At 33.9% G+C, this 20,965-nt stretch carries 19 protein-coding genes and 1 tRNA gene; 4 read left to right on the forward strand and 16 right to left on the reverse strand.

Translation table 11 applies throughout. The annotated features are described in order from the left end of the window. Position 1: 1 nt before the first annotated feature. Complete coding sequence (locus MV589_RS03455) at positions 2–904, forward strand: LysR substrate-binding domain-containing protein (protein WP_297432073.1); 903 nt, start codon at positions 2–4, stop codon at positions 902–904. A gap of 16 nt (positions 905–920) precedes the next feature. Here MV589_RS03455 and MV589_RS03460 read toward each other — a convergent pair whose 3' ends face one another. From MV589_RS03460 to cysK, 3 genes are read right to left on the reverse strand one after another with little or no spacing between them, the layout of a single operon-like run. Next, positions 921–1,376 (reverse strand): hypothetical protein, encoded by a 456-nt coding sequence (locus tag MV589_RS03460; protein ID WP_297432074.1) that lies wholly within the window; start codon positions 1,374–1,376, stop codon positions 921–923. Continuing rightward, positions 1,370–1,951: an aminotransferase class IV family protein gene (locus tag MV589_RS03465; protein WP_297432076.1), complete on the reverse strand. Its 582-nt coding sequence runs from the start codon at positions 1,949–1,951 to the stop codon at positions 1,370–1,372. Before MV589_RS03465 ends, MV589_RS03460 begins: the two co-directional genes overlap by 7 nt. Further along, positions 1,944–2,867, reverse strand: coding sequence for a cysteine synthase A (cysK, locus tag MV589_RS03470; protein WP_297432078.1), 924 nt, complete (start codon positions 2,865–2,867; stop codon positions 1,944–1,946). Before cysK ends, MV589_RS03465 begins: the two co-directional genes overlap by 8 nt. Positions 2,868–2,930: 63 nt before the next feature. On the opposite strand from cysK, the gene MV589_RS03475 reads away from it, so the two are divergent. After that, positions 2,931–3,188 (forward strand): hypothetical protein, encoded by a 258-nt coding sequence (locus tag MV589_RS03475; RefSeq protein WP_297432080.1) that lies wholly within the window; start codon positions 2,931–2,933, stop codon positions 3,186–3,188. 9 nt (positions 3,189–3,197) lie between these two features. Here MV589_RS03475 and MV589_RS03480 read toward each other — a convergent pair. The 13 genes from MV589_RS03480 to MV589_RS03540 all read right to left on the reverse strand — a co-directional run bounded on the left by MV589_RS03480 (position 3,198) and on the right by MV589_RS03540 (position 18,722). Then, a tRNA-Leu gene (locus MV589_RS03480) sits at positions 3,198–3,281 on the reverse strand. 72 nt (positions 3,282–3,353) lie between these two features. Then, positions 3,354–3,668 (reverse strand): F0F1 ATP synthase subunit C, encoded by a 315-nt coding sequence (locus MV589_RS03485; protein WP_297432082.1) that lies wholly within the window; start codon positions 3,666–3,668, stop codon positions 3,354–3,356. A gap of 137 nt (positions 3,669–3,805) precedes the next feature. Next, the gene (locus MV589_RS03490) at positions 3,806–5,983 is read right to left on the reverse strand and encodes a polyribonucleotide nucleotidyltransferase (protein ID WP_297432084.1); all 2,178 of its coding nucleotides are present in this window, start codon (positions 5,981–5,983) and stop codon (positions 3,806–3,808) included. Further along, a complete protein-coding gene (locus tag MV589_RS03495) occupies positions 5,980–6,636 on the reverse strand; it encodes a phosphoribosyltransferase (RefSeq protein WP_297432085.1) in 657 nt (218 codons plus the stop codon). The genes MV589_RS03490 and MV589_RS03495 overlap by 4 nt, the downstream gene beginning before the upstream one ends. Positions 6,637–6,648: 12 nt before the next feature. Beyond that, positions 6,649–8,817 (reverse strand): LPS-assembly protein LptD, encoded by a 2,169-nt coding sequence (locus MV589_RS03500; protein ID WP_297432087.1) that lies wholly within the window; start codon positions 8,815–8,817, stop codon positions 6,649–6,651. Further along, complete coding sequence (locus MV589_RS03505; RefSeq protein WP_297432089.1) at positions 8,810–9,259, reverse strand: RDD family protein; 450 nt, start codon at positions 9,257–9,259, stop codon at positions 8,810–8,812. Before MV589_RS03505 ends, MV589_RS03500 begins: the two co-directional genes overlap by 8 nt. A gap of 13 nt (positions 9,260–9,272) precedes the next feature. After that, on the reverse strand, positions 9,273–10,538 hold the full coding sequence (purD, locus tag MV589_RS03510; protein ID WP_297432090.1) for a phosphoribosylamine--glycine ligase: 1,266 nt from the start codon (positions 10,536–10,538) through the stop codon (positions 9,273–9,275). A gap of 299 nt (positions 10,539–10,837) precedes the next feature. Continuing rightward, positions 10,838–13,399: an ATP-binding protein gene (locus tag MV589_RS03515; RefSeq protein ID WP_297432091.1), complete on the reverse strand. Its 2,562-nt coding sequence runs from the start codon at positions 13,397–13,399 to the stop codon at positions 10,838–10,840. Between the two features lie 68 nt (positions 13,400–13,467). Then, positions 13,468–14,100, reverse strand: a complete 633-nt coding sequence (locus MV589_RS03520; protein WP_297432092.1) for a uroporphyrinogen-III synthase — start codon at positions 14,098–14,100, stop codon at positions 13,468–13,470. Between the two features lie 15 nt (positions 14,101–14,115). Beyond that, complete coding sequence (gene guaA / locus MV589_RS03525) at positions 14,116–15,666, reverse strand: glutamine-hydrolyzing GMP synthase (RefSeq protein WP_297432094.1); 1,551 nt, start codon at positions 15,664–15,666, stop codon at positions 14,116–14,118. Between the two features lie 106 nt (positions 15,667–15,772). After that, on the reverse strand, positions 15,773–17,080 hold the full coding sequence (gene nhaD / locus MV589_RS03530) for a sodium:proton antiporter NhaD (protein ID WP_297432096.1): 1,308 nt from the start codon (positions 17,078–17,080) through the stop codon (positions 15,773–15,775). Next, complete coding sequence (gene nadB / locus MV589_RS03535) at positions 17,080–18,531, reverse strand: L-aspartate oxidase (protein WP_297432098.1); 1,452 nt, start codon at positions 18,529–18,531, stop codon at positions 17,080–17,082. The genes nhaD and nadB overlap by 1 nt, the downstream gene beginning before the upstream one ends. Next, the gene (locus tag MV589_RS03540; protein WP_297432100.1) at positions 18,528–18,722 is read right to left on the reverse strand and encodes a hypothetical protein; all 195 of its coding nucleotides are present in this window, start codon (positions 18,720–18,722) and stop codon (positions 18,528–18,530) included. Before MV589_RS03540 ends, nadB begins: the two co-directional genes overlap by 4 nt. A gap of 81 nt (positions 18,723–18,803) precedes the next feature. Between MV589_RS03540 and MV589_RS03545 the strand changes: the two genes are divergently transcribed. Further along, positions 18,804–19,142 (forward strand): hypothetical protein, encoded by a 339-nt coding sequence (locus MV589_RS03545; RefSeq protein WP_297432101.1) that lies wholly within the window; start codon positions 18,804–18,806, stop codon positions 19,140–19,142. Next, positions 19,120–20,922 carry an excinuclease ABC subunit UvrC gene (gene uvrC, locus MV589_RS03550; RefSeq protein WP_297432102.1) on the forward strand — a complete coding sequence of 601 codons (1,803 nt, stop codon included), beginning with the start codon at positions 19,120–19,122 and terminating at the stop codon, positions 20,920–20,922. The genes MV589_RS03545 and uvrC overlap by 23 nt, the downstream gene beginning before the upstream one ends. Positions 20,923–20,965: the final 43 nt, after the last annotated feature.

The raw sequence follows: 20,965 nt of genomic DNA on the forward strand, positions 1-20,965 counted from the left end.
TATGTTAAGAGATTTTGCTAAATTACAAACTTTTTTGATGGTTATCAAAGAGAAGAGTTTTTCAAAAGCGTCAGCAAAACTGGGAATTTCACAGCCTGCTGTGACACAACAAATCAAGTTTATAGAAGAGTATATTGACACCAAAATTGTTGAGAGAAAGAAAAACGGAATTGTGCTTACAAAAGAGGGAGAAGATCTCTATAGAATTGCACAAAGACTTGAAAAAGCGATACAGGCAAGTGAAAAGGATTTACTAAAAATTATTAACAAAGAGTTTACCTTTGTTATGGGTTCTTCATTTTCTATTGGCAACTATGTCCTTCCAAATTATCTTGGTGAAATAAAAAAACGTATTGGCAATGAAGTATTTATGAATGTTGATGTTTCAGAAAAAATCATCGACCAGCTTGAAGATAAGAAAATAGATGTTGCCCTTATTGAATCACCAATATTTAGAGATGGGATTATTTATAGAGAGTGGGTAGAAGATGAACTAGTTCTCTTTTCAAACCAAGCTATAAAAAAACATGTTGGTGCTGATGATTTATTAGATTTTGATTGGATATGTAGAAATGAAGATTCACATACAAGACGCTTAACTGCTGAAACTTTTGAAGAGTTAGGTGTAAACTGTAACAATTTCAATGTAATTGGTGTCCTTACAAGTCCAACTTCAATAAAAGAGACAATAATGCATGCTGATAAAAATGCAGAGAGACCTCTTGTTTCAATTATGTCACGCCATGTTATTAAATCTGAAATTGAAGAGGGAAGACTTTTTGAAGCAAAACTCAAAAATCATAAAATTACAAGACACTTCTATATTGCTTATCTTAAAGAGAGAAAGCATGATGCCTTTGTTGACAATGTAGTCAACTACCTTTTATCACTACACAGAGTATAAAAGGGAAAAACTTCCCTTACTTTAAAAACTTAGAATTCTCTGGATTTGACAAAAATGAAGCCATTGAGTTCTTCACACCACTTTCATCTGTCTTAGTCGTTTTTTCTTCGCGCTGCGTTTGCACTGCTAAATTAATAAGAACTGGTGTCTCATCTACAATCACCTGAATAATGCTCAATAGTGGTACACTTACAATACTTCCAAAATTATCACTACCAAAACCAGCCTCAAAAATAAGGTATCCATCTTCAATTCGAGCTGTCTCAAATGTATAACCTGCTAGAAAAAAGAGTGTTAATGGTCTAAACTCGCTATTTATATCTTCGGGAAGTTCAGGATTAAATGAAATCTCTTCAATTTTGCACAGTATTCCAAAATTTTGTTCTTTTTCAAAGAATAAAATAATTAAATCCTGAATATTTTTCTTCATTAAGCCGCCAAAATCTTCATCTTGAATTATCTTTTCTAACAAATTATATCCTCTATTTTTTTATAGCGTATTATATCAAAATCTATCATAGCATTCATCAAAGCCATACCCTCAAATTTTAATATATCATCCACACTAATTTGTGCCTCTTTGATTTTTCCTTCATCAAGCAAACGAGCCCGCATTGTACCCATAAGTAGAGGTTCTTTAGGTGTCAACCATTCACCTTTATACAAAAAGGCGCAGTTTGCTATTGTAGTATCTGTAATAAAACCATTTTTTACTATTAAAACATCATCTGCGGCAGCTTTTTGGATAAATAGAGTCTCTAAAGTGCCTCTATCGAGATATTTTTTATCATAAACTATTGTATCATCATAAACAAGCTTCAATGTCTCAACGCTGCGTTTAGTATAAGGATAATAATTTATTTCATAGCTCTCTTCATCATAAACAAGCCGACATCGAAACACTCCCTGCTCTTTTGGAGGGTTTAAAATTTCATCTAAACGCAATCTATTTTTCACTAAAGCACGATCTAAACGCAGCTGATGGTATGGCAAATTAAAAACCTTGCCATCCTCTACTTTTATTGTCTCAAGAAGCTTTTTATTCACAAAAGAGTTCTGTACTTAGGTATCTTTCTCCCGTATCACAAAGAATAGTAACTATAGTTTTACCTTGAAATTCTTCCCTTTGTGCTACTTGCATCGCGGCATATACATTTGCCCCTGCAGAAATCCCCACAAGCAGCCCCTCTTTTTTAGCCAACATTCTTGCTGTCTCTATAGCATCTTCATTACTCACTTTTATTACTTCACCGTAACAATGCGTATCTAAAATAGCTGGAACAAATCCAGCTCCTATGCCTTGAATTTTATGTGGAGATGGAGATTCCCCTGAGAGAATAGCTGAAGCAGCAGGTTCCACTGCAAAAACCGCTATGTTAGCATTATGCTCTTTTAAGACTTTTGATGTACCAGTAAGTGTTCCACCAGTCCCTACAGCTGCCACAAAAGCATCTACTACACCATCTGTATCGCGTAAAATCTCTTTTGCTGTTGTAAGTTCATGTATCTCTGGGTTCGCGGGATTTTCAAACTGTTGTAGTATTAAAGAGTCTGGAGTCTCTTTTTGAAGTTCTTCTGCCTTTGCAATTGCCCCATTCATTCCTTTAGCCGCAGGAGTAAGTACAAGCTCTGCACCAAGTGCTTTTAGAAGATTTCGTCTCTCTATACTCATTGAATCAGGCATAGTCAAAATAAGTTTTAAGTTTTGTGCAGCACAATTTGCCGCAAGTGCTATTCCTGTGTTACCACTTGTCGGTTCTATTATTGTAGTGTTGGACTGAATCATACCTGCTTCGACTCCTCGTCTAACCATATTAAAACCTATTCTATCTTTTACAGAACTTGTGGGATTCATAAACTCACATTTTCCTAAAATAGTAGCTCCACTAAGCGCAGATGGAGTGTTTAACCTTACTAGTGGTGTATTGCCCACAAGCTCAGTTATATTTTTTGCAATCTTCATTTTATAATTACCTCTATTTTTAGTATAATCGTATCATTATTATACTAAAAATAGAGGTTAAAAATGGCTATATACAATAGTGATGGAAAAAAATTGGTTGACGTTGAGTATGACGCAGTTCCTCAAGTAGGTGATATTATTGATACAATGCGTGTGTTATCTACTGATTATAATGAAGAAAATGAGTATGCGGTCTTTTTACTAGAACCAAATACAAGAGTAAGTTGTTATATTTTTGATGAAATTTTCATTATAGGAAATCAGAGTGGTTTTGAGAGTTTAAATGAAGCAATTTTAGCTTGGAAAAATAGTGAGATTTAAGCAAATGTATGGTGCGCAGAGGGGGATTTGAACCCCCACACCCTAAGGCACAACGACCTCAACGTTGCGTGTCTACCGTTCCACCACCTGCGCATATAAAAAGTGGTATAAAATGTCCGACTCAAAAGAGTCGAACTGAGGTTTACTTAATTTATCGTGAAACGATTAACCTAAGTAAGGGTTAGCGTAAAGTGCGATTAACGCAATTACTAGTGCATAAATAACTTGTGCTTCGATCATTGCAAGAGCGATGAACATTGTAGTCATAAGTTTAGCACCAAGACCTGGGTTACGAGCAGTTCCAGCGATAGTTGCAGCAGCAGTATGACCCATACCAACAGCTCCACCTAATGCAGCTAAACCAAGACCAACACCAGCAGCTATCATAGAGTAAGCTTTGATTGTTTGGTTAGCAACGTCACCGTCGTTAGCGAATGCAGCAGCTGAAAGAGCTACTAAAAGAAAAAGAATTTTTTTCATAATGTTTCCTTAAAATAATTACAACCCGTTCGGATAGCGTAACCCCATCAACGATGAAGCAACCTAAACATAAATGCCCAGATTTCCCTACTAGAAATTGATAGTCGAATTATATAAAACTTTTACTAAATTAACTCTTATGCGAGACCTAAAGATATTTTATTTCCCTTAAATTCCAATATTTCTACTGTAACTTTTTGTCCCTCTTTTAAAACATCAGAGACATTTTGTACTCTCTCTTTAGAAATTTTAGAGATATGAAGCAGTCCATCCGTTCCATCAGGAAGCTCTACAAAAGCACCAAAATCGACAATGCGTTTTACAACACCCTCATATTTTTGACCTACTTCATATTTTATTTTCTCTTTTTTAGGAGCATTTACAATTCCGTGAATATGCTCTTTTGCACCCTGTACACCACTTTTATTTTTACCGGTAATTTTTACTTTACCATCTTTTTTATCAATATCTATGGCAACTTCAAATTTTTCAATAATCTCACGAATAGTTTTTCCAGCCTGTCCTATAATCTCACCAATAAATCCTGGATCAATGTGAAAAAACTCTGTTGCAGGAAGAACGCCATCATTATACTCAATTGTTTTTTCTGCTTCTAACATAATGTCAATAATATGCGCACGCCCCTCTTTTGCTTGATAAAGAGCCTCTTTTAAAACACTTAAGCTAATACCACCTAGTTTAATATCCATCTGCATAGCTGTAATACCATCTTTAGAACCAGTTACTTTAAAGTCCATATCTCCATCATGGTCTTCAAGCCCCATAATATCTGAAAGAATTGCATACTCATTTTCACGACTTACCATTCCCATAGCAATACCGGCAATAGTATCACTTGTCTCTATTTCTGCAGCTTTAAGTGCCATATAGCCACCACATACTGTAGCCATAGAAGAAGAACCATTTGATTCTAAAATTTCTGAAACCAAACGCACAGTTTGTCCATCAAGATTAATAACAGGCTCCAAAGCACGCTTTGCAAGATTTCCATGACCCAGTTCTCGTCTTTTTGTTCCCATAACAGGTGATGCTTCACCTACAGAAAAACCTGGAAAATTGTAATGCACCATAAAGTTTTCATTTTGTGTACCACTGTCTGTGAGTGATTCAAACATTTGTGCATCTTTTGCTCCACCCATTGTAAGTGCCACCAATGCCTGCGTTTGACCGCGAGTAAAAAGACATGAAGAGTGTGCACTTGGAAGTACATTTGTATCTATTGTAATTGGTCGTACCTCATTTAAAGCACGCCCATCAGCTCGTACTTTATCGTTTAATATCTGCGCACGCACACGCTCCTTTTTTACCGATTCAATAGCAGCTTTAAGTTCTAACTCATCCCATTCACTATTATTTTCTAAAATTTTCTTTCGTAAATTTCTCAGTGCAGTTGAGCGTTCAGATTTTGCCATCTGTTTTATAGCTGCATCAATATCTTGCATATGATTGTCTGTTACAAAAAGAAGCATCTCTTCATTAAGAGCATCTTCTTTTAAATCAAGTGGCTGTAACTCTTTTTGATGTACTCCAAAAGAGACTTCATACTCCGTATTTGCAGCAAAAAGAGCTTTCTCTGTTTTTGCGAATACTTCTATAAGTTCATCTTCACTCATTGCGTTTGAAACATGTGTATCGAGAATAATTGTGCCAAGGCTTGGGTCCATTAAAGGGTCTAACATTGGCTCATAACTATCTTCTACATCTATTTTTTCACTTCCAATTGAACGCATTTCAATCATTAGCAGGTCAGTTTTTGTACCAGAAAGATACAAGTCAAGTGTAGAATTTTTCAAATCACTCAAAGTAGGATTAAGAACTATTTCACCATCAATTTTAGCAGCTCTAATAGCACTTACACTTCTATTTATATCGATATTTGAAGTAAAAAGTGCAGCTGAAGCTGCATTTAGTGCAAGTACCTGCATATCTGAATCAACATCAGCACTAAAGACCATAATTGTAACCTGCGTAGGATGTCCAAAACCTTTTGGAAAAAGCGGACGCAAAGATCTGTCAACAATTCGTGAAGTTAAAGTTTCAAAATCACTCGGTTTTGTTTCACGCTTAAAAAAGCCGCCTGGTATTTTACCAGCAGCGTATGTTTTTTCTATATACTGCACAGTGAGTGGTAAAAAGTCATCTTTTACAATTTCTGTTTCATCTATTACAACTGTTGCGAGTATTACTGTTTTACCAGATTTAAGCCACGCCGATCCATTTGCCTGTTTTGCAACATATCCAAAAGAGTACTCTTCGGTTTTGTTTTCTAATTCTAATTTCACATCATATTTCATCTATTTTCCTCTAGTAATTTTTCAAGTTCTTCATCATTTACATCATTAAAATCTTTATAATAGAACTCTGTTTGTACATAATCCTCTATATCATAAAGAAAAAATATCTCATCCACAAAAGTTTCTAATATTTCGAGTACATCAGTAGGGATGAGCGGTACAGCTATATAAACAGCTTTTGGCTTTTGCGCCAAAATAGTTTTAAGTGCCGTCATAAACTTGCTACCCGTTTCGCTTCCATCATCTACAAGGAGCACCACCTCATTTTGCATATCTGGGAAGGGCTTTCCTTTTCTGTATTGATAGATATAGCTAAGTATATCTTCTTCATGCTTTCTATGAGCTTCCCCATAAATGTAGTCATATTGTACACCAAAAGAGTTTATAAGCTCCTCATTTAGTACTATCTCCTCATTTTCACTTACACGGGCAATTTCACATTCAGGATTGTTTGGTGCCATAATCGCTTCTGAAAACAAAATATCTAGGTGATTAGAATACTTTCCCCGTATTGTCATACCAAGTTCAAGTCCTGCACGAGAGACTGCAACTATATTCCATTTTTCATCTCTAAACTTTTGCATAGGAAGAATATCTACAAGTTTTCGTGCAGCATCAGTTCTATTTAACAGTATATTTTTATATCTTTGCACTCTATTTTACCTTTAGTTCGCTAATTTATATGAAAACAGGGAATTATTCGCACTAGGTTTCATAAATGGTTTTAAAATAATTGTTAAATAGATATATTTATCATACACAGATGACTTACTTGTTTCACTATTTGTCAAAATAGGTCTATTATTCTCAGTGTATTTTATCCCAAAATCCCAACATCTTTTCTTATACATAAAACCAATTGAAGCACTTTTTTTCTCTTGTGTTTGCAAATCATAATTATAACTTGCATTATATGAGTAGTGAGATGAGTAGATATAATTAAGATTTGTTGTCAAATAACTTGTATATCTTTCATGATTTATAGTTTGTGGTAAAAAATCATCTTTAAAAAGATGTGAAGTAGAAAGTGTTACACCATAATTATGAAGGCTAATTTTATTAAATATTTTTGAAAATCTATTTTTATCATAATTATAAAACATATTATTATAGATTGAAAAGTAACTGTTCACCCTATAGTCCAGCTCATTTTCCAACTCTCCATACCTTTGTTGAGAATTTGAGTATGAAATTCTTTGTGAGAGTCTCTGATAAAATATCTCTTTTTGTTTCGCATCATATAAATACTGTGTAAAATCAATTTTGGCAGCATTTTCTATATCACTTAAATTGTAAAATTCACACTGAGCATCAGCTTGATTTTCAGGATTTGAACAATAATCAGCGACATCTTTATAATATCCAGTTTTTCTTTCCCATGATGATTGGTTATAACTCATAGCCATTCCAATTACATGCGTATATTTTTCATACCTTTTTGTTAATTGTGTTGAAGCAGCAAACGTATGGTAGTTTCTAGCAAAATAACCTGTTTTGTAAGTAGAGTTTTCAGAAGCCGTTATAGCTGTTCCAAAGAAATTTGAATGCTGCAGATAAAGATTTGCTTGATAAGACAAATTTAGATACTCATCAAAGAGTGAAGTTTGCAATGCTATAGGAAGATTAATATCTGTTTGAATAACTTTTTTACCCTTTTTTCTATAAATATTATTTCCTTGAACATCCAATGAATAAAGTAGATGGTTTTTTAATAATGTATTTAAATAGTGATGATAATGCAGTGTAGGAATTTTTTGCAGAGTCTCATCATTTGAAGGAAGTGTTAAATCTTCATAATACTTCAAGTATGTACCAAAATAGTTCTCATTTGTATTGTAAAAGAGATTCACTCTTGAGAGAATTTGTGTCGCTGTTGTCTGCCTTATTGTATCATTTGAGCTAAGGTTAATATAATCAACATCATTCATATGGTTTAAATCAACGTATATGCCAGACTGTCCTTCATAATTTTCATGAAACCACTGATTAAGAAAATCACTGTTTTTATATTTAAAATTAAATCCAAAATGTGATTGATTAAGTAAATTATTCTCTTGAAAATATGCATCTTTTTCTTTAAAATAACCTGCTCGAAATTCACCACCTGAGGTTGGAGAGTCTACAAAACGAAAATTTTCATAGATTCCTACGCCTCTATTTGTTCGTACCTGTGGTAATAGTTCTAAATCCCACCAATTTTGTTCAGCAATATAGAGAGGTTGTTGAAAATAAAACCCTTCAGAGCTAGAGAGTCCTAAATCTGGAGTAAGCAAACCTGTACGTCTTGTAGTATCTAGGGAGTATCCAAAATAAGGTGTATAAAACAGAGGGATGTCATAAATATAGAGTCTTGTATTATATAGATTAACCCATTTTGTTTGAGTATTATAATCAGATGAGCTAAACTCCATTGTCCAGAGGGGATCTACAGGATTACATCCACTCACAACACCAGAGGAGATCTTAATATTCTCCTTTTTACTCTCTCCCTTCTTTGCACTCATCCAAACTTGCGATCTATTCTCAAGCATATAAAAAGGCTGAAAACTTTTCTCTTTTTTAGCAATATTTAATTTTGCATAGTTTCCTAAAATTTTATATTTACCCTTGTTGTCAATACGAATATTATCGTAAAGTTCCAAATCTCCTGTTTTGCGATTATAAATTGCCCTTTTAGCTGTTAAAAGATAGTCTTTATAAGAAACACTCACCCCTCCACTTGCTTCTATCATACCATTTTTACTACTGAGAGTTGTAGCGTAAATTGCTACTTTGTCATCTGCGTTTACACAAGATAAAAAAAAGATAAAGAATAGAAGAAGAAATTTAAGCATTTACTACCAGAGTTTTGGCAGTTTTATCATGCCATGTTTGACGGGTAGGATTCATTACTCCCCATAAAAATCCAAGATAAAAAAGCATTTCACTTATTATTCTAAAAATAGCACGATTAAGGGAAACTACAAAACTTGGATTTGCCAAAGTTGCTATTTCTATCACTCGTATTTTAACCGCCAATTTTCCGAGTGTCGCACCATACTGCATTACAAAAAATGTCTGATAAACTATTTTCATCAGTAAATATTCAAAAAGATAACTGTTCGTTACTATAATAATATCTTGCATAGTTTTGGCATTTGAAAAAGTATCAGACATTGCAATAACCAATAAAAATGAGAGTAGTATCTCATCTATCAAAAATGCCAAAGCCCTCTTTTGTATAGAGGCTAGTGTTAAATGTTCACGATGGAGTAAATTTTGGATATTTTCATTCAAAGTTATCAGTTTCCTAAAGTGCTTGGTAGGCAATATCTCTGCGAAGTTTTTTTCCGGCAAAATGGACTTGACCACATCTTAAATATGCTCTATCTCGTGCCTGCTTAATGCTATCACCCAAGCCAATACAGACTAAAACGCGTCCACCTGTTGCATAGAGTTTTCCATCTTCAAGCGTTACCCCAGCAAAAGAGATATGTGTATTTTTTGCAATCTCTTCATGTTTTACATCATCTAAAATAATCTCAGCTGGAGTAGAAGAACCATACGGATAGTTTTCACTTGCCATTACAACACCAACAGCATACTGGTCTGAAAATTCTACTTTTATATCAGCTAAACGATTTGTAGCAGCCTTGTAAAACATATCAGAAACAGGAGATGTCATAAGAGGCATTAAAATCTCACATTCAGGATCACCAAAACGAACATTAAACTCTAAAGTTATTGGTTCTCCATTAACAACCATAATTCCAATAAAAAGAACACCTTCAAATGGTGCACCCTCTTTTTGCATACCGTCAAGCGTAGGACGAATAACTCTATCACGTACTTTTTGGTAAAGCTCTTCATCAACAAGCGGTGTCGGTGCGTAAGCTCCCATTCCACCAGTATTTGGACCAGTATCTCCATCACCAATGCGTTTATGATCTTGTGCAGCAGGAAGTAAAATGTAATCTTTACCATCACATACGGCAAACATAGAAAGCTCATAGCCATCTAAGAACTCTTCAACAATTACTTTTTTACCTGCATCTCCAAAGCTTTTACCACTAAGCATCTCAGAAATTGCTTTTTTTGCTTCATCATGTGATTGGGCAATAATTACACCTTTACCACCACAAAGTCCATCTGCCTTAACTACGATTGGAGTGCTTAAACTATTTGTAAATTTAAATAAATCTTCAATAGAATCACTCTCAATATATTTCGCAGTAGGAATATTATACTTTGCCAAAAAGTTTTTCATATAAACTTTTGAACCTTCAAGTTGAGCAGCCTCTTTAGAGGGTCCAAAAATCGTAAGTCCATTTTCTTTAAATATATTAACAATACCATCAACCAAAGGTGCTTCTGGTCCTACTATTGTCAGTTCAATTTCATTCTCTTTTACAAATGTAACAAGTGCATCATAATCGCTAATAGCAATGTTTTTACCAAGTTCATTTGTAGCACCATTTCCAGGCTGAAAAAAGAGTTCATGTTCCTCTTGCTCATTTTTAATAGCACGACCTATAGAGTACTCTCTACCACCGCTTCCCAAAATTAATATTTTCATAAATTCTCCAAATAAAATAAAAAGTTTAATCAATCCACCATAATGGAGCAAATAAACTTTTCAAAAGAAGTATCCAAGTAGCCGTCACACGTTGGCTTGGTTCTAAAAGCCGAATTTGGGTGAAGAGAAAATTGCCTAACGGCGACAGTTTCATCGGCAGAGTTAACATACCTCAAACGAAATCATCGACACACGACAACCTTACTAATTCACGATTTGTATATGTAGAACCCGCATTGATGTGTTGACACGCACTACTCAGATGGCGTTATTATACTAAAAAGATACTTGATTTATTTTTATTTTTCATCAAGATAGAGCTCAATTTCACTCAACAGTCGTAATAGATGTGCTTCAAAATTTTGAAATGCTTTTAATATTTTAGGATATTCTTGACGTTCTAACTCATATTCTAAAGATGCAACACTTTCACAAACTGAATATGCGCCAATATTTAGAGATACATCTTTTAAATCTCGTGCCAACATAATTGCATCTTTATATTTTTTTTCTCCTATCATATTATTAAATGATTCAGCAGAGTTTGCATACATTGTTTGAAAATCACGTAGTAAAGATTTATAAAAATCTTTCTCTCCGTCAAACTTTCCTAACTCTTTGAGTGTTGCCAACTCACTCTCATCATCCTCTTTTGTTACATTTTCATCTACATTTATCTCTATTTTATTCGATAAAGCATCATAAATTTTTTGATAAAAATCATCTAAAATAATAGGCTTTGTAATATATCCCTGCATACCAACTGCAAAAGCTTTATCTTTTGCTTCTTGTTTAGATTTAGCACTCAACGCGATAATGGGGATATTATTATTCGTTTCATCTTTTCTAATCTCTATTGTAGCATCATATCCGTTGACAATAGGCATCTCAAGGTCCATAAGAATCAAATTATATTTATTGCCTTTTTTAATCAGATTAATAACCTCTTGCCCATTTGTCACAAAACTAATATCTGCTCCCGTTTTTTCCAAAAGATTTGCTAACACTTTATGATTTAATTTATTGTCCTCTGCAACTAGTATTTTCTTTAATGAGATCTCTTTAATTTTCTCTTTTGTTCTACTTACATCTACTTCTGTTTTTAGCTCTTTAACACCATACATACCTACAAGTGTATCAAGTACATTTTGTTGTGTAAATGGTATTTTTAAAAAACCTGATATATCAAGTTTATTCATTAGATTATCATCAATTTTCGTAAATCTATATGTTGTTAAAATAATTTTGCTCTTTGCTCTATTTTTAAAGTGCATTTTTTGAAGATTTTCAATTGATTTTTCATTTATTTGTGCTTGATTAATAACAATTACATCATACTTCATTGTACTCTTAATCATATCTGCATCAAGATATGGTACAACATGCGTTTTATATCGAAAGTAACGGAAGGCACGTAAAAGTGCAATCACATTTTTATTTGAATTTTCTACAATCAGAATAGTTTTGTCGAGATAATTTTTAGATGGAAGATGATAATGACGATTGTTGTCAATATCAAAAACTTTTACCTCTGCTGTAAAGACAAAGGTAGTCCCAACATCTTTTTGACTGCGTACTTTTATAGTTCCACCCATCTTTTCCACTAACTCTTTAGAGATTAAAAGCCCTAAACCAGTACCACCAAACTCTCTGGATGTTGAAATTTCAGCCTGTGAATAAGATTTAAAAATTTTCTCCAGTTGCTCCTGTGTCATTCCAATACCATCATCAATAACACTAAATTCTAAAATTATACTCTGTGTTCGTGTCTCTTTTTTTCTGATTTTTAAATTTATATTTCCATTTTTGGCAAACTTGATCGCATTAGAGAGAAGATTGACAAGAACCTGCCCTAAACGCAGTGAATCACCAATAATATTTGCAGGAACACCATTTTCAACTTCTAATGTAACATCAATATTATTATGTTTAGCTTGCAAATATGTACTACTTAACACATGTTCTATCATAGCATTAATGTTAAATTCTCTATTTTCTATTCTTAATTCACCTGCATTTATCTTTGAAATATCTAATATATCATCAATAATTTCTAAAGCTTTCTCTGCAGATTGTTCTATATTTTGTACATTCTCTTTTTGAAAAGTTGGTAGCTCATTTTCTAAAATCAATTGACTAAGACCCATCACTGAAGCGATAGGATTACGTAGTTCATGACTAACATGTGAAAGCATTTTTTCTTTTGATTGCAGCTTACAATTTTTATTAGACAATTCAAATGACATCGTCTCATTCTTATTTTTCAACACACTGATTTTACGCATTAAAATCAATATAATAATAAGTAATGCCACAATTATTAAGCCTATAATTAATAAGACGATAATTATATTTTCAGATTTAAAATTTTGAGGCTCTGTAACTACAGCAGGTTTCTCTTTTATCTCTTTTTTTACAATTTTTTCTGTTGCTTGAACCTTAGGAACTACTGGCATAACTTTTTTTTCTACTACAGGTCTCTTTATCTTAGGAGTTTTAATTTCTATTTTTTTAGGCTCTATCTTTTCTACCTTCACAGGTAAAGGTTTTATTTTTTTAGGATATGCACTTTTATACTTTATTCTTAAAGTATCTAGTAGTTTTTGTACAACTTCTTTATTTGTTAGCGGTTCTAAAACTATTATGTAGTATTCATTTGATTTAATTATTTTAAAATGAAAATGATACTTCTCTTGATACATCCGCATCTCTTTATGAGAATAAAGAAATTTTTCTGCTTTCTTAAGTGTTTGTTTTGCTGGAAGCTCTGACAAAAAAGAGCCTAATCGTATACTTCTTACATATGTTGATGCATTCAAAGAGCTAAACATCACAAAGAACACCAATATTACATATCTCATGTTCATCCCTATTTTTTCTTTGAAGCATATTTAATTTTCACTTAAGAAAGTGTTAAAAATCTATATTTTTAGATATTTTTTGCCAATTCTACACAACTTTCAATAGTGGTATTCTCACTAATGTGATACTCAATCCCTTTTGGAACTGCCTTTGCCGTTGTCTTTCCTATAACAATAAGAGTACTGCGTTTAGAGAGAGTATGTGTTTGTAAAAAACACTCCAAACTAGAAGGAGATGTAAAAATCAGTATTGACTCTTCTACTACTTCTACATTAAGAATATCTTTTGAACATTCGCTCACATAAACAATTGCTTCATCTATAAGATAACCCTCTTTTTTAGATACAAAAACAAAATCAGAAGCAACTACTTTCGCCCTCAAATAGAGCCATCGCATACTTTTAGGATAGTTTTTTATTTTTTGTACTAAATTATCTCCATATCCTTCACCAACATCTAAAACCCTGCCACCAATTGCCTCATAACTTTTTGCACTTGCCTTTGAAACACAAAGTGCAGGAATATTTTGAAATAACTGCGTTTGATACTGTTGCAGTGCTTTTGATGCCTGTTTAGAAGTGATAATAAAAGCATCATATTTTGAAAAATCAATTTCAGGTTGTAAAAAAGTAATAGAGAGAGAATTGACACTCACCGTATCAGGATGAGAGGATATAGAAAAGAGATAAACTGGACGCATGGGAAAAGCTTTCGCCTATTCCCACTCTATAGTTGCTGGTGGCTTACTAGATATGTCGTAAACCACTCTATTTATGCCATCAACCTCGTTGATAATTCTTCTTGAGATTCTCTCAAGTAAATCATGTGGAAGGTGTGCAAATGTTGCTGTCATTCCATCAACTGCTTCAACAACACGCACACATACTGTGTTGTCATAAGTACGGTTATCACCCATAACACCTACAGATTTTACATTGAGTAAAACTGCAAATGCTTGCCATGTTTTTGCATAGTATCCACTTGCTTTTAACTCATCTAGTAAAATTACATCTGCTTCACGAAGAAGATCTAAATCAGCAGGATTTACATCTCCCATAATGCGAATTGCAAGTCCTGGTCCAGGGAATGGATGACGATTTACCATTGATTCTGGAAGGCCTAGTTCAAGTCCAATTTTACGTACCTCATCTTTAAAAAGTTCACGCAACGGCTCAATAAGTTCAAAATCCATCCAGTCAGGAAGTCCACCAACATTATGGTGAGATTTAATCACTTCAGATGGTCCATTTACAGAAATAGACTCAATAACATCAGGATAAAGTGTTCCTTGTGCTAAAAATTTAATACCATCATGCTTTTTAGCCTCTTTTTCAAACTCTTCTATAAATGTATGTCCAATAATTTTACGCTTTTTCTCAGGATCACTCACACCTGCAAGTTTTGAGAGGAAACTCTCTCTTGCATCTACAACAACTAAAGGAACTTTGAGGTTAATTTTAAAGACCTGCTCAACTTGCTCACGTTCACCTTTTCTTAAAAGTCCATTATCTACAAAGACAGGAACAAGTTGCTCACCAATTGCTTCATAGAGCATTGCTGCAACAACAGAACTATCAACACCACCGCTGAGTCCACAAAGAACTTTGCCATCACCAACACGTTCTCTTATAGATTCTATTTGTTGTTTTAAGAAGTGTTCCATTTTCCATTTTTCAGCTACACCACAAATATTTTTTGCAAAATTACGAAGCATTAAGTAACCCTCTTCTGAGTGTTGTACTTCTGGATGAAATTGCATTGCATAGACGCGTTTTTCATCATTTGCAATTGCTGCATATGGAGAGTTACTTGAAGTTGCAATAACTTTAAACCCTTCAGGAAGTGTCTCAACTCTATCTGAATGACTCATCCATACAATTCTATTATTGTCACAATCTTTAAAAAGTGGCGAAACATCATCAGGATAGCCCACTAATTCAAGCTCTGCTTTTCCATATTCATGATGATCAGAACGAATAACACTACCACCAAAATCCACTGCAATTCTTTGCATACCATAACAGATACCAAGAATAGGCAGACCCATATCGTAAACACCCTGATCCACTTCATAAGCATTTTCATTATAGACTGATGAAGGACCACCACTCAAAATAATACCTTTAGGATTTTTTGCTTTTATATCTTCTACTTTTGTATGATAAGGAAGAATTTCGCAGTAAATTTTATCTTCACGCAGACGACGAGCTATAAGTTGTGTATATTGAGAACCAAAATCGAGGACGATAATGCTAACATTTGTCATTTGAAATGCCTTTTTAAAATATGATAATTAATGAGAAAGAATACTATAAAGTAGATTAATATTTGATTTAAACGCAGCCATTAACTGCGTTTAAAAGTTAAAAATTTTAGTAAAGTCCTAAAATTTCAAATTGAACATACCAAATAGCAATTGAAACGAAGTATCCAGCCAAAACTGTCCATGAGTGTTTCATATGTGAACCAAAAGTATAAACACCACGCATTTTACCCATAACACCCACACCTGCAGCAGAACCAAAACTGATTAGACTACCACCAATACCTGCTGTCATTGTTACAAGCATCCACTGGTCTGTATCCATAGATGGAGATGATTTCAAAATAGCACTCATAACAGGAACATTATCAATAACTGCAGAGAGGAAACCTACACCAATATTTGAAGCTGTTGCCCCTGCCATTGCATAAACATCATGTACGTATTCTAAAAAGCCTAAAAAGTGTAAAGCTCCAACTGCTGAGAGAATACCAAAGAAGAAAAGAAGTGTATCGTTTTCCACTTTTTCCATATTTACATAAATATTAAATGCATTTGCACCTTTTCTTTTTAACTGAAATGAGTAGAGTTTTAAAATTGCAAGTCCAAACATCATACCCCACATTGCTGGAAAATGGAAAAATGTATGTCCTAAAACTGCAATAACAATAGTAAGCACACCTAAATATGCGACAGTCATACCACCATCTAAAACAACAGGTTTTTTCTCAGTTGAAGCATCAAAGGGAGGCTGACCATCAGGAAGGGAAAGACTTAATAAAAATGCTGTTACACCCCATCCTATTACTGAAGCTGGAAAAAGATAAAGAAAATCTACAAATTGACCTTTTTCTGCAGTCCAAGACATGAGTGTTGTAATATCTCCAAATGGAGACCATGCACCACCTGCATTTGCAGCAACAACAATATTTATAGCCCCTGGAACTAAAAATGAAATATTTTTCTTATCAATTGTAAAAAGAACAGTTGAGAGAATAAGCGCTGTTGTTAAGTTGTCTGCAACAGGAGAGATAAAAAATGCTAAAAGACCTGTTAGCCAAAAAAGTTTTTTATATGTATAACCCTTTGAAACAAGTTTATACTTCATCAAATCAAAAACACCACGCTCAAGCAGTGTTTCGATGAAGGTCATAGCCACTAAAAGGAAGAAGAATATTTCAGAAATTTCTAAAATTAATCTCTCAAGTTCTTTATGTAAAGGCATTGGATCAAGCCCGTTTATAGCATAGTAAATCCCAATAAGCATAAACATAAATGTTCCGGCAAAAAGTGATGGTTTTGCCTTATTTATCTCGTACTTCTCTTCTGTAGCTATAAAATAGTACGCTATAACAAAGACTGCTAAACTTAGCCATCCTACCCATGTCGTTGCAAGATTAATTGCTTCGTGTTCCATTATTTCTCCTCTTGTATTGTGTGAACCCCTATAGATTCACTGCGTTTAAGTGCTGATGTTACTATCTCTTTTGCGGTTAGTAAACGAAATCTAAGTAGTTTACCAATATTTTCATTTAAAAGAGCATTAATTGTCTCTAAAGCATCATTTAATCCACTTTTTGTCCGAACTATAGAGACATTTTCCCACATTATTCGTCTTAATTGATTTTTAATGTTTTTATCATTTTTAAGGCTCATCTCTTCATCTTCAAGATCGAACCTTATATCTTCTTTCTCTTCATCTATATGCTTTAAAATATCATCCACTGCTCTTGCGGCAAACACCATTCCCTCAAGTAAAGAGTTTGAAGCAAGGCGATTCGCACCATGCACTCTGGTAGATGCGACTTCACCAACAGCATAAAGATTTTTTACGCTTGGTACTTTTGCATCTAAGTCTGTTTTAATGCCACCAATAGCATAGTGAAACGCAGGAGAGATTGGTACCCGTTGTTGTGGTACTTTGTAGCCTAAACTTCGTAAATTTTTATAAATATTTGGAAAACGGTGTGCAAAATACTCTTCATTAAAATTATTAAACGCAAGATAAATTTTTAACCCTGTTTTTCTTGAGTAGTGATACATCGCTTTTGAGACAATATCACGAGAAGCAAGCTCTCCTCTCTCATCATAATCAAATAAAAATCTTCTACCATTTTCATCTTCCATTGTTGCACCCTCACCACGAAGCGCTTCTGTAAGCAACATTTTTTGTGCATTTGTAGAGTTTACAAAAACAGTTGGATGAAACTGCAACATCTCCATTCTATCGAGTGCTATGCCTTTCATCACACAAAGCCCTTGCATATCTGCACTAATGCAGGGTGCATTGGTATGGTACTCAAAGAGTGAACCAACACCACCACTCGCTATAATGACATTTTTAGCATAAATATTTCGTCGCTCTCTATGCTCAAGCAGGGTCACTCCATAACACTCGCCATCTTTAATGAGCAAATCAACAACTCTAGCATTACCAAGCATAGCGTGCGTGTTTTGTTCGAGTAAGAAGTAGTGTAAATAGCGCCCCGTAGCATCACCACCAGCATGTAAAATACGTTCACAAGAGTGTGCTGCCTCTTTTGTATAGAGAAGTTTGCCATTTTCATCTCTGTCAAATTCAAATCCATTTGCTATTAAATCATCAATGGCTGCGCGTGAATTTTCACTCAAAACATTGACAGCTTCTGTGTCACACAAACCTGCACCAGCTTCTAGTGTATCTTTTATATGAAAAGGTATATCTGCTTTATCGCGAGCAAGAGCTACACCACCTTGTGCATAAAAAGTATTGCATTTAAAAGTTTCACGCTTATTGATGAGCAGGACTTTTTTATCTTTTGGCAGATTCATAGCCGCATAAAGCCCTGCTACGCCTGCTCCTATTATTATTACATCATATCTTATCATTGGCTGCAACTCGCATTATTATCTTTTTGTAACTCTTTTTTTTGAATTATAAACTTCACATTTTTATCGCTAAAGCCTTTCTCCTCTTTGTAATATGGAGCAGCTTTATAGCCACATCCACTAAAACCTAAGAAAAAGCCTGCTATAATTAACAGATGAAAAATGTTAGCGATATTCTTAATTCTCTTCAAAATAAACCTCAGTTTTCTAAGCTTTCGCACTATAAATGCATCTCTAGGATACAGTCGTTATTTTCGCCACCTTTACAAAAGATGGTCAAGTTTGCATACATAAAAAACAACACACTTTTTTTTGTACTCAACCATCCAGGTGCCAAACAAGAGTTTGATAATAATATACAAAGCATTAAAAGTGCTTTAAAGTTCTATAATCCTGATGAGTGTCAAGCAGATAACATCCAAGATATTAAAGCATTTGTTACACATACTCCTACAAAAGTATTCACATTAGAAAAAAAAGAGCCTCAAAGATACACAGAACGCTCAAGTGGAGAGTTTGAAATAAACATTCATAACCAAGAACTCAAATCGCTTGTAGCGTCTATTCAAAACATCATAAAAGAGAAAAATGCAACTGTTAGAGACGATTAAACAACTCCCCTCTTCTGCGGGAATTTACCAATACTTCGATAAAAATGGTCACCTTTTATATGTTGGCAAGGCAAAAAATCTTGCAAACAGAGTGAAAAGCTATTGGAAATTTACACCGAAATTAGGGGCAAATACAAATCTTTCTGTGCGTATAAAAAAGATGATAGAGCAGACAGTCTCCATGAATTACATCGTCGTAAACTCCGAACATGATGCACTCATTCTTGAAAACTCTCTTATCAAGCAACTCAATCCAAAGTACAATATACTCTTAAGAGATGATAAAACCTACCCCTATATTTACATTGACAACTCTCAGGAGTATCCCCGTTTTGAAATAACACGAAAAATTATAAAGAGTAAAGACATTACCTACTTTGGTCCCTATTCTGTTGGTGCAAGAGATATTTTAAACTCTATCTATGAAATCTGTAAACTTGTCCAAAAAAAGGGTTCTCTTAAATCAAAAAAACTCTGTTTATACTATCAAATAGAGAAGTGTTTAGGGCCATGTGAACTTCCAGTTTCAAAAGAGCGTTATCAAAAAGAGATTGATTTAGCTACAAAACTCATTAAAAACAAAACATTTTTAACAAAAAACTTAAAAGAAAAAATGAACTTTTATGCCCAGGAGTTGCGTTTTGAGGAGGCAGGTGAACTGCGTGATAGAATAGAGAGGATTGAGCGTTCAGAGATTAAAAGTGACATAGATTTCGCAACAGATGAAAATTATGATATTTTTGTTATAGAGCACTCCCCCAAACGTGCCGTTGTTGTGCGTATATTTATGCGTCATGGTAAAATCATCTCCTCTACTCACAACTATATAAATCTAAATGAGGGATTTAATATAAATGAGGCCTATTCCCGTGCCTTGATTGATTTTTATAAAGATGAAAAGCCCCCTATCGTTGCACCTATTTTAGTTGCAAATATGTTTGATGACTTAGAGCTTATAGAAGAGCATTTAAGCAAGATATTTGAAAAAAAAGCCTCTATATCGATGCCACAAAGAGGTAAGAAAAAAGATTTAATCGCTCTTGCAAAACTAAACGCAGCAGAGTTACTCTCAAGAGAAACAAACATATCTAACACTAAAATAGTAGAAGATATTCAAGATTTATGCCACTTAGAAAGAGTCCCTCTAAGAATTGAGACTTTTGACAATTCACATATGGCAGGGGTGGCTACTGTTGGGGCTATGATTGTCTATGAAAACGGAAAGTTTGATAAAAAATCTTATAGAACTTACCATCTAAACGCAAGAGATGAATATGCGCAAATGAGAGAGACACTCTCTCGTCGCGTTGCAAGTTTTTCTAAAAATTCTCCACCAGATTTATGGATACTCGATGGTGGAGCAACACTTTTAAAACTTGCTTTAGAAATTTTAGAATCAAATGGCGTTTTTTTAGATGTTATTGCTATTTCTAAAGAAAAAGTTGATGCAAAGGCACATCGAGCTAAAGGAAAAGCAAATGATATTATTTACACAAAAGAGGAAGCTTTTAGACTAAAAAACAGTGACAAAAGATTACAATTTATCCAAAATTTACGAGATGAATCACATAGAGCAGCTATTACCTTTCATAAAAAAACCAAGCTCAAACTCGACCAAGAGAGTAAACTGCTCAATCTAAATGGAATTTCACCGGCAAAAGTGCAAAAACTTTTAAACCATTTTGGAACTTTTGAAGCACTCAAAAATGTTACCCAAAATGATATTTCTTCACTTTTAAATACAAAAGATGCAAAAACCATCAAAAATATTTATAAATAAGTTTTTTTTTTATCCCTTTATGATATATTTGTGATAGATTAAT

Source organism: Sulfurimonas sp. (assembly GCF_026991475.1).
GTDB lineage: Bacteria > Campylobacterota > Campylobacteria > Campylobacterales > Sulfurimonadaceae > Sulfurimonas.

Coding starts and splice junctions, on each gene's coding strand:
- cysK (WP_297432078.1), bottom strand. CDS start 2,867: ATGAAGATTGCAAAAAATATAACTGAGCTTGTGGGCAATACACCACTA.
- MV589_RS03545 (WP_297432101.1), top strand. CDS start 18,804: ATGGTCAAGTTTGCATACATAAAAAACAACACACTTTTTTTTGTACTC.
- uvrC (WP_297432102.1), top strand. CDS start 19,120: ATGCAACTGTTAGAGACGATTAAACAACTCCCCTCTTCTGCGGGAATT.
- MV589_RS03500 (WP_297432087.1), bottom strand. CDS start 8,817: ATGCTTAAATTTCTTCTTCTATTCTTTATCTTTTTTTTATCTTGTGTA.
- MV589_RS03515 (WP_297432091.1), bottom strand. CDS start 13,399: ATGAGATATGTAATATTGGTGTTCTTTGTGATGTTTAGCTCTTTGAAT.
- MV589_RS03520 (WP_297432092.1), bottom strand. CDS start 14,100: ATGCGTCCAGTTTATCTCTTTTCTATATCCTCTCATCCTGATACGGTG.
- MV589_RS03475 (WP_297432080.1), top strand. CDS start 2,931: ATGGCTATATACAATAGTGATGGAAAAAAATTGGTTGACGTTGAGTAT.
- MV589_RS03490 (WP_297432084.1), bottom strand. CDS start 5,983: ATGAAATATGATGTGAAATTAGAATTAGAAAACAAAACCGAAGAGTAC.
- MV589_RS03455 (WP_297432073.1), top strand. CDS start 2: ATGTTAAGAGATTTTGCTAAATTACAAACTTTTTTGATGGTTATCAAA.
- MV589_RS03485 (WP_297432082.1), bottom strand. CDS start 3,668: ATGAAAAAAATTCTTTTTCTTTTAGTAGCTCTTTCAGCTGCTGCATTC.
- guaA (WP_297432094.1), bottom strand. CDS start 15,666: ATGACAAATGTTAGCATTATCGTCCTCGATTTTGGTTCTCAATATACA.
- nhaD (WP_297432096.1), bottom strand. CDS start 17,080: ATGGAACACGAAGCAATTAATCTTGCAACGACATGGGTAGGATGGCTA.
- purD (WP_297432090.1), bottom strand. CDS start 10,538: ATGAAAATATTAATTTTGGGAAGCGGTGGTAGAGAGTACTCTATAGGT.
- nadB (WP_297432098.1), bottom strand. CDS start 18,531: ATGATAAGATATGATGTAATAATAATAGGAGCAGGCGTAGCAGGGCTT.